Origin of the sequence: Burkholderia sp. Bp8984 (assembly GCF_003853755.1) — a bacterium.
In the GTDB taxonomy this organism is placed as follows: Bacteria; Pseudomonadota; Gammaproteobacteria; order Burkholderiales; family Burkholderiaceae; genus Burkholderia.
Window position 1 is genome coordinate 1 of the sequence record NZ_QTQN01000028.1, and the last position, 14,232, is coordinate 14,232.

General features: G+C 65.1%; 12 protein-coding genes. 7 read left to right on the top strand and 5 right to left on the bottom strand.

The features are described from left to right. The 6 genes from DID98_RS25235 to DID98_RS25260 all read left to right on the top strand — a co-directional run. On the top strand, positions 1-2,234 hold a 2,234-nt coding region (locus DID98_RS25235; RefSeq protein ID WP_185640890.1), incomplete at its 5' end, for a YadA family autotransporter adhesin. Between the two features lie 122 nt (positions 2,235-2,356). Continuing rightward, positions 2,357-3,025, top strand: coding sequence for an OmpA family protein (locus DID98_RS25240; RefSeq protein ID WP_124488636.1), 669 nt, complete (start codon positions 2,357-2,359; stop codon positions 3,023-3,025). Positions 3,026-3,423: 398 nt separating this feature from the next. Next, on the top strand, positions 3,424-4,569 hold the full coding sequence (locus DID98_RS25245; protein ID WP_124488637.1) for a DUF2827 domain-containing protein: 1,146 nt from the start codon (positions 3,424-3,426) through the stop codon (positions 4,567-4,569). 14 nt (positions 4,570-4,583) lie between these two features. Then, positions 4,584-5,738: a DUF2827 domain-containing protein gene (locus DID98_RS25250; protein ID WP_124523286.1), complete on the top strand. Its 1,155-nt coding sequence runs from the start codon at positions 4,584-4,586 to the stop codon at positions 5,736-5,738. 26 nt (positions 5,739-5,764) lie between these two features. After that, the gene (locus tag DID98_RS25255) at positions 5,765-6,901 is read left to right on the top strand and encodes a DUF2827 family protein (protein ID WP_044847402.1); all 1,137 of its coding nucleotides are present in this window, start codon (positions 5,765-5,767) and stop codon (positions 6,899-6,901) included. Between the two features lie 23 nt (positions 6,902-6,924). After that, the gene (locus DID98_RS25260) at positions 6,925-8,898 is read left to right on the top strand and encodes an FkbM family methyltransferase (protein ID WP_124523288.1); all 1,974 of its coding nucleotides are present in this window, start codon (positions 6,925-6,927) and stop codon (positions 8,896-8,898) included. A gap of 87 nt (positions 8,899-8,985) precedes the next feature. On the opposite strand, the gene DID98_RS25265 is transcribed toward DID98_RS25260, so the two are convergent. The 3 genes from DID98_RS25265 to DID98_RS25275 form a co-directional block, all read right to left on the bottom strand. Then, positions 8,986-9,414 carry a hypothetical protein gene (locus tag DID98_RS25265; RefSeq protein ID WP_124523341.1) on the bottom strand — a complete coding sequence of 143 codons (429 nt, stop codon included), beginning with the start codon at positions 9,412-9,414 and terminating at the stop codon, positions 8,986-8,988. 62 nt (positions 9,415-9,476) lie between these two features. Then, on the bottom strand, positions 9,477-10,280 hold the full coding sequence (locus DID98_RS25270; RefSeq protein WP_044847404.1) for an EAL domain-containing protein: 804 nt from the start codon (positions 10,278-10,280) through the stop codon (positions 9,477-9,479). Positions 10,281-11,113: 833 nt separating this feature from the next. After that, a complete protein-coding gene (locus DID98_RS25275) occupies positions 11,114-12,256 on the bottom strand; it encodes a DUF2827 domain-containing protein (protein WP_124488642.1) in 1,143 nt (380 codons plus the stop codon). 199 nt (positions 12,257-12,455) lie between these two features. On the opposite strand from DID98_RS25275, the gene DID98_RS25280 reads away from it, so the two are divergent. Further along, positions 12,456-12,767, top strand: a complete 312-nt coding sequence (locus DID98_RS25280) for a hypothetical protein (RefSeq protein ID WP_124488643.1) — start codon at positions 12,456-12,458, stop codon at positions 12,765-12,767. Between the two features lie 141 nt (positions 12,768-12,908). Here the strand turns inward: DID98_RS25280 and DID98_RS25285 are convergent, their stop codons facing one another. Next, positions 12,909-13,247, bottom strand: a complete 339-nt coding sequence (locus DID98_RS25285; protein WP_124488644.1) for a DUF1493 family protein — start codon at positions 13,245-13,247, stop codon at positions 12,909-12,911. Further along, complete coding sequence (locus tag DID98_RS25290) at positions 13,247-13,678, bottom strand: STM2901 family protein (RefSeq protein ID WP_124488645.1); 432 nt, start codon at positions 13,676-13,678, stop codon at positions 13,247-13,249. Before DID98_RS25290 ends, DID98_RS25285 begins: the two co-directional genes overlap by 1 nt. Positions 13,679-14,232: the final 554 nt, after the last annotated feature.

A 14,232-nucleotide genomic window follows, 5' to 3' on the forward strand; every position in this document is an offset into this window, starting at 1 on the left:
TGTCGACCTCCACGTCGACCGGCCTCTCGTCGGCGACCAGCTCGATCAGCTCGCTCTCGACCTCGACTTCGACGGGCATCAACTCGTTGTCCACGGGCCTGAGTTCGACCGATAGCACCGTCGCATCGCTCTCGACCTCCACGTCGACCGGCCTGTCCTCGGCAACCAGCTCGATCAGCTCGCTGTCGACCTCGACCTCGACGGGCCTGTCGTCCGCGACCAGCTCGATCGGCTCGCTGTCCACCAGCCTCAGCTCGACCAACAGCTCGCTGACGTCGTTGTCCACGTCGACCGCAAGCAGCGTCACGTCGCTGTCCACGGGCCTGAGCTCGACCGACAGCTCGGTGGCGTCGCTGTCCACCTCGACGTCGACCGGCCTCTCGTCGGCGACCAGCTCGATCAGCTCGCTGTCCACGTCGACCTCGACCGGCCTGTCGTCGGCAACCAGCTCGATCAACTCGTTGTCCACGTCGACCTCGACCGGTCTCTCGACGGCCACCAGCACGATCCTGTCGCTGTCCACGTCGACCTCGACGGGTCTCTCGACGGCCACCAGCTCGATCACGTCGCTGTCCACCTCGACCTCGACCGCGATCGAAGCCGCGAAGACGCACTACTACAGCGTCAACGACAACGGCACGCAGCAAGGCAACTACGCCAACGACGGCGCGACGGGCGTCAACTCGCTGGCAGCCGGCGTGAACGCCAGCGCGGCAGGCGCCAGCAGCGTGGCAGTCGGCGACGGCTCGAACGCGCAGACGGCGGGCGCAGTCGCCATCGGCCAGAACGCATCGGCCACCGGCGGCAAGGCGGTGTCGATCGGCTCCGGCAACACCGCGAGCGGCGACGGCGCGGTCGCGATCGGCGACCCGAGCATCGCGACGGGCACCGGCGCAGTGGCGCTGGGCGCGAACGACACGGCGACCGGCACCGGCGCAGTGGCACTCGGCAACGCGAACACGGCAACCGGCAACAGCGCGCTCGCCCTCGGCAGCGCAAACCAGGCCACCGCGGACAACACGATCGCGCTCGGCAATCAGGCGACGGCCAGCGCGATCGGCGCCCAGGCCTACGGCTCGAATGCGAAGGCCACGGCAACCGACGCCCTCGCCTTCGGCACGAACGCGCAGGCCAATGTCGCCAACTCGATCGCGATGGGCGCGAACTCGACCACGGGCAACGCCGTCGGCGTATCGAGCGTCACGGTGGGCGGCATCACGTACCCGGTCTACGGCACCTCGCCAGTGGGCGTCTTCAGCGTCGGCGCACCGGGTGCGGAACGCCAGATCACGAACGTCGCGGCAGGCCGGGTATCGGCCACCAGCACGGACGCGATCAACGGCAGCCAGCTCAACGCGACGAACCAGGCGGTCAACAGCCTGTCCACGTCGACCGCGTCGAATATCGCGTCGCTGTCGACCGGTATCGGTTCGCTGTCCACGGGCCTCAGCTCGACCAACAGCAACCTCACGTCGTTGTCCACGTCGACCTCGACGGCGATCAACTCGCTGTCGACGGGCCTCAGCTCGACGAACAGCAACCTCACGTCGTTGTCGACGTCGACCTCGACCGGCATCGGCTCGCTGTCGACCGGCCTGAGCACGACGAACAGCACGGTGGCTTCGCTGTCGACCGGCGTGACGAATCTTGGCGATCAGGTGAACCAGTTGTCGACCACGATCAACAACAACACGACACGTGCGGCGAACAACACCGGCATCGCGGCCGACATGAACGGCACCGGCAACGACCGGCCGACCGTCACCGCCGGCTCGAACTCGGTGGCGATCGGCGCGAATTCGAACGACGGCGGTCGCTCGAACGTGGTGTCGGTCGGCAGCGACACGCAGCAGCGCCAGATCACGAACGTCGCGCCGGGTACGCAAGGCACCGACGCGGTGAACGTGAACCAGCTGACGCAGGTGCAGACGACGCTGTCGACCGCCTTGTCCGGCCAGCAAGGGCAGATCAACGCGCTGGGTTCGCAACTGCAGCAGACCGACCAGATGGCGAAGCAGGGTATCGCGGCCGTCGGCGCGATGGCGTCGATCCCGCAGCTCGATCGCGACGCCAACTTCGGGATGGGTATCGGCACGTCGACCTTCCTCGGCCAGAAGGCGATGGCGGTCAACATGCAGGCGCGCATCACGGAGAACCTGAAGGCGTCGATCAACGGCGGCTTCAGCGGCGGTCAGAAGGTGATCGGCGCCGGCATGCTGTACCAGTGGAAGTAACCCGTCGCGCCGCCACGCCGCCGGCTCGCGAGCCGGCGGCGCCAGGGGGCCCCGACGGCAGGACGAGCCCGCCGCGCAACGCGCGGCGGGCTTCAGTCAACCCAAGTATTGAGGACGTAACCGTGAACAAACTCGCTCTTGCGCTCGCGCTTTCCGCGCTGGCCCTCGCCGCGTGCTCGACCGCATCCGGCCCGACCTTCAGTGCCTCCGAACTGCAGCCGCGCGACGGCGTGCGCACCTTCCAGGTGGACTGCCACGGCCTGCTGTCGGGCCCGCAGACCTGCATGAAGGCCGCCCGCAAGATCTGCGGCGACCAGCCGGTGCGCACCGTCGATTCCGCCCGCGCGCTGCGCGACAATTCCGATCCCGCGACGCTGGTGTTCCAGTGCGGCGCCGCACCGGCCCAAGCTGCGTCGACGGCCGAGCCGGCCCCCGCGCCGGCCGCGGTCGAACACGTCAACCTCGCGGGCGACGCGCTGTTCGCGACGGGCATGGCCACGCTCACGCCGGCCGCGCGTGCGTCGCTCGACAAGTTGCTGAACGAACGCGAAGACCGCACGTACACGCATGTGACGGTCACCGGCCATACGGATTCGGTCGGCAACGACGCCGCCAATCTCGCGCTGTCGAAGCGCCGCGCGGAAACCGTCGCAAGCTACCTGAAGGCACACGGACTGAAAGCGCAGGCCGTGTCGGTCACGGGCCGCGGCAGTGCCGATCCGGTCGCGTCCAACGCGACGGCCGAAGGCCGCGCGAGCAACCGCCGCGTCGAGATCTCGCTGCAGCGCTGAGCAGCCGGCCGTCGCGGCCCCGGCGCACCCCGCGCCCGCACGCGACGGCCTCGACCGGCAACGCGCAGCCGCCCCGCCGCCACCCCGCCCGACCGCACCGACCCCGCTTCGCCGGGGCCCCGGCTCCCGCGCGGGCGGCTATGTCAAAGTTCGTCAGGCCCCCTCCACAAGACGGCGCCTTCCGTGCCACAATCGCCGCAGACAGCTGCCGAGGCGTTCCGCCCGCGTCGCGCGCCGTGACCCGCCCGACGACACACCGGAATCCGGCGGCCGCCCCGCGATCCGCGCCGCTCGACGCATATTCCGGCGCGTGCCGGCGCGAACACAACCACGACAATCCACGGCGCGCCGTTTCGCGGCCACGGCCGAACGCACGACGCCGCAGAGGAAACCAACCGGTGACGGACATCAATCAAGCCGCCTCGGGCGGCACCCGCAAGCAACGGCCGGCCGTCGGCATCTCGCTGTTTGCGCGGGACGGCCAGGCGATCTGGGAAAACGGCATTCACCAGAACATCGCGTTCCTCGCGATGATGCTCAAGCGCTCCGATCGCGTCGGCCCCGTCTATTTCCTGAACGGCGGCGACGCCAACGCGTTTCCGGCCGGGCTCGATCTCGACGGCCTCGACGTGCCGCTCGTGAAGCCTTCCGACGTCACGCACGACCTCGACGTCGTGATCGAGATGGGCGCGCAATTGCCGCTCGAATGGCGCAGGCACATGAAGGCGCTCGGCAAGAAACTGGTCGCCTTCTTCTGCGGACACGTCTACGCCGGCCTGGGTGAAACACCGATCTTCGGCAAGCCGTCGGGACACATCTTCAACGACACGCCGTTCGACGAAGTATGGCTGCTGCCGCAGTACGAGAAGACCGGCGCACCGATGCTGCAAACCCTGTTGCGCGCGCCGGTGCACCTGATGCCGCATATCTGGTCGCCGTATTTCCTCGATCGCCGCATCGCCGCGCTGGCGAGCGAAGGCCTGACGTTCGGCTATCGGCCCGGCCGTCGCCCGTGGAATCTCGCCACGCTCGAGCCGAACATCTCGGTCGTGAAGTCCTGCCACTACCCGATGCTCGCGTGCGACGAACTCTACCGCGCGCATCCGGACGCCGTGCAGCATCTGTTCGTCGTCAACTCGATGCACATGAAGGCCCATCCGACCTTCGTGCACTTCGCGAACAGCCTCGACCTCGTGCGCCATCACAAGGCGACGTTCGAGCCGCGCATCGACCTGCCGGGCTTCATGGCGCGCCACGCGGACGCCGTCGTGTCCCATCACTGGGAAAACGCGCAGAACTATCTGTACTACGACGTGCTGTATGGCGGTTATCCGCTGATCCACAACTCGACGCTGATCGGCGACGCCGGCTACTACTACCCGGACTTCGATTCCGCCGCGGGCGGCCGCGTGCTGCTCGATGCCTGGCTGCATCACGACGACCAGCTCGACGACTACCGCGCGAAAGCCGACCGGCTGCTGCGGTCGGTCTCGATCGACAACCCCGCGAACCTCGACGCGTTCGTCTCGCGTCTGGTCGCCTGAACCGGAGAATACGCATGTCGGACTCCAATGCCCGTCAAGCGCCCGGCGAGGGCAAGCGTCTCGTCGTCGGCGTGTCGCTGTTCGTGCGCGGCGCCGGCCAGTCGCTGTGGGAAAACGGCATCTTCCAGAACTGCCTGCTGCTGATCCTGTTGCTGCGCCAGTCGCCGCTCGTCGCTGAAGCCGTGATGGTGAACGGCGGCGAACAGCTCGCCGATCCGCAGATGATGCTCGGCGAATGGGACGTGCCGCTGCTGTCGATGGACGAAGCGCTCGAGCGCTGCGACGTGCTGATCGAAATGAGCGCGCAGTTCGGCGCCGATTACCTGCGCGCGTTCCGCGACCGCGGCGGCAAGGTCGTCACGATGCGGGTCGGCAACGACTACGTGATCGACATCGAGCGGGCGATGTTCGACAAGCCGTCGGGCTTCCTGTTCTCGGGCGCGCCGTACGACGCGGTATGGACGATTCCGGAATTCGAGCGCTCGTGCCTGCACTATTACCAGACGGGCCTGCGCGCGCCGGTGACGATCGTCCCGCACATCTGGCATCCGATGCTGTTCGACAAGGCACGCGCAACGCTCGGCGCCGGTTTGTCGTTCGGCTATCAGCCCGGCAAGCCGCGCTGGCGCGTGACGATGTTCGAGCCGAACATCTGCATGGTGAAGACGAGCATCATCCCGATGCTGGTGACCGAGGAAGCATATCGCGCGAAGCCCGATTTCGTCGAATTCGTGCGCGTGTGCAATACGCTGCACCTGAAGGAACATACGACGTTCGTCCATTTCGCGAAGAGTCTCGACATCGTGAACCACGGGATCACGACGTTCGAAAGCCGCTACGCGGTGTACGAGTTCATGGCCGCCTACGGCGACGCGGTGGTGTCGCACACGTGGGAAAACGCGCAGAACTACCTGTACTACGAACTGCTGTACGGCGACTATCCGCTGATCCACAACTCGCCGTTCCTCGGCAATGCCGGGTATTTCTATCCGGACTTCGACTGCCAGGCCGGCGGCCGCGCGCTGCTGCGGGCATTTGCCGAACACGACGCGAATCTGGATGCATACCGCGAGCAATCGAAGCACGTGCTCGACTCGGTCAGCATCTACAACCCCGACAACGTCGCCGCGTATTCCGACGCGATCGCGTCGCTCTATCGCGACGCTTGACGCGCACCGTCCGCCCGGAGCCGCCGATGAAAATCAATGTCGCGATTACGATGAACGTGCAGCGCGACGCGACGCAGTCGATCTGGTACAACGGCGCGAACCAGCATTGCGTGTACCTGTACATGCTGCTGAAGCGTTCGCCGCTGATCGGCGAAGTGTGGCTCGCGCACGACGACGGCATCACCGACTACCCGCAGGCGCTGATGATGGACGCGTTCGGCGACGCGCTGCGGCCGTTGTCGGCGATCGTCCACCAGACCGACCTGCTGATCGAGATGAACGCGTTCGTCGACCCGTCGCACACGGACGCGGTGCGCCGGCGCGGCGGCAAGTGCGTGTCGTACCGCTTCGGCAACGACTACGTGATCGCGGTCGAGACGATCAATTTCGAGAAGAACAACTGGCGGCCGAACCCGAACCGCGTGCAGTTCGACGAGATCTGGACCAACCCGCAGCACATGCACACGTGCGCGGCCTACTTCCAGGCCGTATATCGCGCGCCGGTGATCGAGCTGCCGCACATCTGGTCGCCGTACTTCATCGAACGCAGCCTCGACGCCGACCCCGAGCTGAAGGCGCGCTTCGGCTACCGCAACCACGGTCCGGCCAAGCGCATCGCGTTCTTCGAGCCGAACCTGAACGTCGTGAAGAGTTCGATCGTGCCGATGCTGGCCGCGAACGCGTGCTACGTCGAGCATCCGGAGCTCGTCGAACACGTGTACATGACCAACACGTTCGACAAGAAGGAAAACGTCGCCTTCAAGCATCTCGCGCTCGGGCTCGAGATGGTGCGCGACGGCAAAGCGACGGCCGACGTGCGCGCGCCGTTCGTCGCGTGGGCCGCGCATCACACCGACATCGTCGTGTCGCACCATTGGGAAAACGGCCTGAACTACCTGCTGTACGACGCGCTGTACGGCAACTATCCGCTCGTGCACAACTCGCCGTTCCTGCGCGACGTCGGCTATTACTACCCGGACTTCGAGATCTTCGACGCGGCACGCGCGATCGCGACCGCCGCGCAGACGCACGACGCGCGGCTCGACGACTACGCGGCAGCGGCCCGCCGCTGCCTGCAGCAGGTCGACACGCTCGCCGACCACAACGTCCGCGCGTATTCCGGGCAGATCCAGCGCCTGTTCGCCGGGCGCGCGCTCGGCTGACCGCGCCCGTTCGCCATCCGTTCATGAAGCACACCGTCCGCCACTTCGTCGTGATCGATTCGATCCACGGCCCGTTCGTCATCGACCGGCACAGCACGCGGCAGGCCGACGCGCTGCTGGAGACCGGCCGGCCGCACAACCAGGGCGAGCTCGACACGATCATGCAGGTGATCGACCAGTTGCCCGACGGCGCGCTCGCGGTGGACGGCGGGGCCAATGCGGGACTCGTCTGCGTGCCGATCGCGCAGCGCTTGCGCGATCGCGGCGGCCACGTCCACGCGTTCGAGCCGCGGCGCACGCTGTTCCATGCGCTCGGCGGCACCGTTGCGCTCAACCAGCTCGACAACCTTCATCTGCTGAACATGGGGCTCGCGAGCCGCAACGGCACGATGACGGTGCCCGACGTAGACGGCGGGCACCCCGCCGGCGCCGAACCGGCCGCACGCGTCGACGCGCACGCGGCCGACGGCACGCCCGCCCCGACCGTCAGGCTCGATTCGCTCGGCCTGCCGCGCCTCGATTTCCTGAAGCTCGACATCGACGGGATGGAGGTCGACGCGCTGCACGGCGCGCGCCTGCTGATCGAAACGCATCTGCCGTGGTGCTGGATCGCCTGCCGGAACGCGGATGACGCACGCGTCATCGATACGTTCGCCGGCCTCGATTACACGTTCTACCGGTTCGACGGGCCGAATCTGTTGTGCGTGCCGAACCCGCGCTGGGACCGGCAACGCCTGTTCATCTCGGGCGAGCCCGTCGGCCGCGTATCCGCCCGGGCAGACGATGACGCGAATGCCGCCGTGTCAGCCGAGGCCGACGACGCGCCCGAAACGCACTGGAACCGCGCGCTCGACCACGAATCCCGCTGCGAATGGGGCCACGCGATCGCCCGCTGGCTGTGCGCGCGCGGCCGGGGCCTCGACGACGATGCGATCGCGTTCCAGCTCGCGTCGTGCTACGGCTTCGCCGGCGCGCCCGACGCCGGGCTCGCGGCACTCGAACGCATCGGCGAACCGGCCGCGCTGCCCGACGCGCTGCGCGGGCGCGTCGAACTCGCGCGCTCGGCGCTGCTGCTGCGTGCCGGCCGACGCGACGAAGCCGCGCGCGCGACCATCGCCAGCGAGAACGTGCTGACGGCCGCACGGTTCGGGCTGCCGACGGAACGGCTCTACGACGGCCAGCCGCTGCACGGCAAGCGGCTGCTCGTGATCAGCTACGGCGGGGTCGGCGACCAGCTCCAGTACGCGCGCTACCTGCATGCGCTCGACGCGCTCGACGGCGTGGCGGTGACGGTCATCGTCCCCGCCGCGCTGGCCGACCTGATGCGCCATACGTTCCCGCGCATCGAAGTCGTCGCCGCACACGGCGCGTGGGTCGACACGTCGCAGATCGCTCACGACTACTGGTGTTCGTTCCTGGTGCTGGCCGCGCAGTTCGGCTACGCGCCGGCACCGGCCGGCGCGCCGGCCGCCTACCTGTCGTGCCCGCCCGAACGGGCGGCGGCATGGCGCGAACGCGTCGCGCGCGACGGCAACGCGCCGGGCACGCGCCGCATCGGCCTCAACTGGCGCGGCCGCGACGAAAGCGATGCGCGCTTCCTGCGCGCGGCCAGCCTGCGCGACCTCGCGCCGCTCGCGCGGCTGCGCGGCCATGCCGCATACTGCATCAACCGCGATATTGCCGCGCAGTCCGAGCCGTCGGATCTGCCGGTCACGTTCCCGCATCACGCGATCGGCGATTTCAGCGATCTGGCCGCACTGATGCTCGCGATGGACGCCGTGGTCACCACCTGCACCGCGCACATCCACCTGGCCGGCGCGCTGGGCGTGCCGGCCGTCCTGCTGCTGAGCCCGAAAGCCGATGCGCGCTGGGAAACCGGCTCGCGTACCGCGCTGTACCCGGGCATCCGGATCGTGCGCGCCGCGCATCCGGGCCGCTGGGACGATACGGCCGACCGTGCGCTGGCGCTCGTGCTGGGTGGCTTCGGGAAGGATTGACGAGTGACCTTGCCGCGCGACGCCGGGCGGTAGTGCTCCTGATTAGCGTGATAAGAGCCCGACGAGGACTTGATGCGCGAACCGGCGTCAAGCCGGAACACGCTGGCCCCGTCGCTCGGCGAACGCACGGCCATGTCGCCGGCCGATGCGCGCAAGCCTCGCGAAACAACGTGCCGCCGCGGGACCGACAGCGCCGGCCTGTTGCGCCAGGCTGCCCGATACACCGCACGCGATCGCCGAATCGTCGCCGCAAGCGCCCGCGAACACACCGGCGAAATAGTGTCGCGCCGCGCGCTCGCGACCGTCGGCATCGAGCGGCTTCATCCGGTGAATGTGTTGCGAGACGTCCTTCAGGCCGTGGAGAAACGGCATGACGTCGACCGGTGCAACGGTCGCGTCAATCGCGTCGGCGCCGAGTTGCTCCAGCATCTCGGCCAGTTCGGCGATCGCGACGAGCTCGCGCGCATCGGCCGCCTGCGTGCCCGTTCCGTGCCCGGCCTTCTTCGTCGCCGCCATGCCCACGCCCCTATTCAATTCTTCGTTGTCCGATGCCGGCGCGCCGCGCCCGCGCCGCAGCGTCATGCGGCGGCCGGTGACCGCCATGTAAAGCGGATGCCCTGCGCCCATGAGACGCCGGAATCCAGGATGATCTGCCGGTCGATCTCGTTCTCCACGCCTTCGACGACGACGTGCCGCGCGCTTTCGTGCGCGAACGCGATCAGCCGGCGAAACTGGTAGCGCCCGATCGCGTTGCGCTTGATCAGCGACAGGACCGACCTGTCGAGCTTCACGATGTCGGGATTGCCGACCACCAGGTTGTTCAGCGCGCTGAAGCCGACGCCGAAATCGTCGATCGCGACGCGGCACCCGGCCTGGCGGAACCGGTTCACGAACGACCGGCCCGCGACGGGGTTCAGCGGCCCCGTCTCGGTGATTTCGACGACCAGCCGCGCCGCGACCGACGGCTCGCGCTCGAGCCGCCTGAACAGCGCGAGCCACGCGTCGTCCACGACCGCGCTCGTCGCCGTGACGTTGCAGCCGTACACGGCCTTCGGATCGGCGCGCAGCGCGTCGATCGTCCGGCCCACCACGAGCCGGTCGAACCAGCGCATCAGCCCGAGCGATTCGAGGCGCGGCAGGAACGCGAGCGGCGGCAAGACATCGCGCGCGCCCCAGCGCAGCCGCGCGAGGCATTCGTGATACAGCACGCCGCCCGACAAATCGGCGCGGCAAACCGGCTCTCGCGCGAATCCGAGCCGGCTTTCGACGAAACTGCGTACCGACGCAAGGTCGGGGTGATCGTCAGGCGCGCCGAATACGAGATCGATCTCGTCCCGATTCGCTACGCTGTTCGCCTCCAGGCGAGGTTCGACCGCATTCATCCGGCGCTCCGGCAATTGTCGGACCGCCGATGACGGCCCGCGCTCTCGATACATGTGGCGCGAGCCGACCACGACGCGCACCACCGCCTACCCGGCCCAACCTCTTTTTCGATCTTTTTCGGGAGCGTACTTTTTATTCCGGCGTGCCGTCAAATCAGATATTGTCAATGATATTCAAACACCGAAAATACACCACACGCGCACGTCGACAACAGTGCGACAGGTTACACAAAAACGTCGACGATACTCCGATCGATACTGGTTATTTGCCCCATCCGAACATCTTCGGGTGAATCGATTTATCGCAAGACCCGTTTCAAAAATCGGATGTTTGAAATATCATATGACAAATGCGCGCCAGCGAAACGCGACCCGGACCCGACGGCCGGATTCCTCGCAACTGCTGGCAAACCGTGCAGCCATTGCATTGCGACGACGCATTCGGTCTCCACAGAATTCAATTTTGCCGTTTCAAACGATATTGAAAATATTTGAATGATAATCCGGCTGATTTGAACGACAATAATTAAGTCGAATTATACGACAACCATCCATCGAAAGATATTTAACAATCTTTCCGACTAGTTAACCTATAAAATTATTTTTGACGGACTTCCCTCGGAGCCGTCAAATTCGTGCCTTCAAAAACCGTCGAATCTCCCCGGTTCGGCGGTTTCTTTTTTAACGGCTCATTTCTTCAGACATTAACCCGGGTCAATCCGGTTGACGGCAGGCGGCGAAATCGAGCCGACCGCCTCGATCGCGCAAATCGCGATCGAATGCACCCGCTGGCCGCTGGCCGCAGGCGGCGGCGCGTGCCGCGTCGTGCAGCCTTATGCCGCCGTCGCGCCGATCAGGTTCGCGAGCAGCGCGTCGTAGTCGGCGACGAGCGCGGGGTTCGCCGACGTATAGCGGCGCAGGATCTCGCGCTGCCGCCGCGCATACCCTTGCCAGTCGTCGTCGTGCGTATGCAGCACGTGCAGCAGCGCCTCGGTGCCCTTCTGCACATCGTTGCCAGGATAGTAGTAGCCGAGGTCCGGCACGAGGCTCGCGTTGTGCACGAGCGGATAACCCTGCCAGCACACGTCGAAATAGAAATAGTTGAGCGGGTTCGCCCATTGATGCGACACGACGATGTCGGTCATGTCGGCCAGGAACAACGGCGTGTCGAAACGCCCGACGAAGCTCGCCTTACCCGCGCGCACGATGTCCAGGTAGTTCATCAGCGTCACGAACTCGGGGCTGTTGTGCGCGAGGCGATCGGCGTTCGTCACGTGCGTGAAGCAGATCGCGTCGGGGTCGCGGCGATACGCCTCGTCGATGATCAGCATCGGATACATGCAGAACTTCACGACGTTGTGGTTCGGCTCCATCACCGTCAGCCGCTTGCCCGGTTCGCTGCGCGGCCGGTATTCGCCACGCTCCGGCAGCGATTGCGCACGCGCCTCCAGACACATCGGGTCCCACACGAACGGCACGACGCGCCCCGGGCAACGGCGCAGCGACTGCAGGAACGGCAGCGACGACTCCGCGATCTGCGGAATGGCCCACAATTCGTCGTAGCCGCGGTTGATGAACAGCGAATCCCACATGCGGCGGCCGAACAGTATCGATTCCATCGAGGTGATGTACTCGAAGCCGCAGCAGTAGCTGACGATCTTCGCGCCGCGCGCCTTCAGGTAGGCCGTCTGCTCGCCGTCGATCTGACCGCCCAGCTCGATCACCACGTCGAGCGCATCCTTCATGTCGGCGAACGCGCGCGTGTCGTATACGCGGCGATCCCAAGGCAGCGCGTCGGTAAGCGCCACGTCGGTCGTGTTGACCAGCGTCACGCGATACCCATGCGGCGACGCCATCAACAACTTCGCGAGAAACAACGCGTTCTGCTTGATGCCGTTGATCCACAGGCTTTCGTCGGGGGCGCGCAGGCCGATCGTGATACCGATGCGCAGGCCGTTCAGGGCAGGAGACTTCATCTCGTCGGCGGGGTGGTGATTGAATGGATGCAGTGTAGCTCACGGCAATGGCCACGTGAGCAATCCGCCAGTCTAGCGGAGCGCCGGCCGCCAGACTGTCAGGCATGGTCATACGCGATGCGGCAGCGTTTACAATGGAACAGGAGCCGGTTGTTGGCCCGACACGCGCGAATTGACCGACACTGGAGCACCAGGGCGGATGATCATCAATTTGAACGAATCGCAAATCCGCGCCCTGGACCAAGTGCGCGCCGTCCTCGACGGCACACGGACGCTCGACTTTGCACCCGCCGCGTGCCCTCACGAACGTCGCGAATGGGTCGCGTCCGTGCTGCGGCGCTTTCGCTACGATCAGCTCAAGCGGCCTCACCGCGGGCTCGTGCTGCGCTATCTGCGACGCTTTAGCGGTTTCAGCCGAGCTCACATGACACTGCTGGTACAGCGCTGGGTTCAAGGGCCAAGGCTCGCGTGGCTGAAGGGCACGCCGGCGAATGCCTTCGCCCGTCGCTAAACCGATGAGGACATCATCGCCGTGCACCGGGCTCCCGCGCCAGAGCTCCCTTTAACGATCGTCCCCCAGGAACTTCTCTTCTTCCAGGCTCCTTTTCGCTTTTGGAAAGTACCGACGCAACACGCGATGCTTTCGCACCGGTTATATCCTCCATCGTCCGGTCTCGATTGCAGACTCCATCATTTTAATGGTCAGCGGACGCTCCAGTATTTTATCCCTGGCGCCGGCACTGAACGGAGATCTCAGCACCTCCATCAAAAACTGACCGAATCGCATTTTTCTCGACGGATAGTAATAATCTATATCGAAGTCCGACATATCAACACCGAATTCATCCGAAAGCCTTCTCATTAGCCGCAACATAGCCCGATCGGAAATTTCGAGATCGACACAGAGATCTGTTTCCGGAGAAATTTCGAGCTCGCCCCACAATGGTGAGTCAGCTTCATCCCGCACCATCTCGATTAGACGAGCATCCATTAGATGCGATCCTCCGGCTTGACCAAGTCATTGTACTTGACTGCAGAACGATACATTATGATCGATATGTCGGCAGCGGTAATAACCCATCCAACCACCGGCACGGCCCGCCCGACAAATACACCGAGTTCCCTGGTAAATTTGACCTTCAGAAGCACAAGACTCTTGAATGACGTCACCGTCGGCAAAATTTTGTGCTTGACCTCATAAGGCAGCAATCTCCGCGAAACCCGCGATGCGATCGAGGTTCCCTTGACCGCTCCGCCAAACTTTCCCCTTGTCGGCACGAATCGTTGCCCCAGCAAAATCATTGCGATCCCGACCGCGTCGTCGATACCCAATTCATCGCAGGCTACGTCGATAACAATCAGGAAAAAAAGTTCTGGTGGCGTAAGGTTTCCATGCACCCCGTAATTATATTTCTTCGTCATCTCGATTCGTCTCTCGGCAACGCTCATTTGATGAGTGTGCAGCGCACATGCTGCACCCCGGCTGTTACCGTAGCCTAATCACTCGAACGCGGGCAGGAAGATGCGACCACTTCTCGAGCCGGCCTGACCTTTTTGACGCTTGCAAACGATGGTTACTGTGGCTCGCCCCCCTTCATTTACAAGAGGAAGAAGCCGGCTTGGCTTGACGAAGCAGCCCGGACAAGCCGGCTGTCAATTCTTCAACAACCGTTGCAGCAAACGACCAGTGCGAAACGGTGCCGCTGTGCCGCCGGTCAACAGTTGGAAACAGTTGAATTGTCAAAAGCCTCGACAGCGTTGCGTGCGTATCATTGTTTTTTTCTGCAGGCAACGAAAGCGACCGTCAACGCGAAATGCGGATATCGTCCTGATGCATTTGCGTCGGACATCCCGCTACAGGATGCTGCCGTAACGATTCAGCAGCACGAGCCACGATGGCCGGCGTCGGTCACCGCTGCGACGCCGGGCCTTTTTCTGCATCGAAGCGCGGAGCTTGCGCCATCCGTGAGAGTCGG

Coding starts and splice junctions, on each gene's coding strand:
- DID98_RS25250 (WP_124523286.1), top strand. CDS start 4,584: ATGTCGGACTCCAATGCCCGTCAAGCGCCCGGCGAGGGCAAGCGTCTC.
- DID98_RS25255 (WP_044847402.1), top strand. CDS start 5,765: ATGAAAATCAATGTCGCGATTACGATGAACGTGCAGCGCGACGCGACG.
- DID98_RS25260 (WP_124523288.1), top strand. CDS start 6,925: ATGAAGCACACCGTCCGCCACTTCGTCGTGATCGATTCGATCCACGGC.
- DID98_RS25265 (WP_124523341.1), bottom strand. CDS start 9,414: ATGGCGGCGACGAAGAAGGCCGGGCACGGAACGGGCACGCAGGCGGCC.
- DID98_RS25270 (WP_044847404.1), bottom strand. CDS start 10,280: ATGAATGCGGTCGAACCTCGCCTGGAGGCGAACAGCGTAGCGAATCGG.
- DID98_RS25275 (WP_124488642.1), bottom strand. CDS start 12,256: ATGAAGTCTCCTGCCCTGAACGGCCTGCGCATCGGTATCACGATCGGC.
- DID98_RS25280 (WP_124488643.1), top strand. CDS start 12,456: ATGATCATCAATTTGAACGAATCGCAAATCCGCGCCCTGGACCAAGTG.
- DID98_RS25285 (WP_124488644.1), bottom strand. CDS start 13,247: ATGGATGCTCGTCTAATCGAGATGGTGCGGGATGAAGCTGACTCACCA.
- DID98_RS25290 (WP_124488645.1), bottom strand. CDS start 13,678: ATGACGAAGAAATATAATTACGGGGTGCATGGAAACCTTACGCCACCA.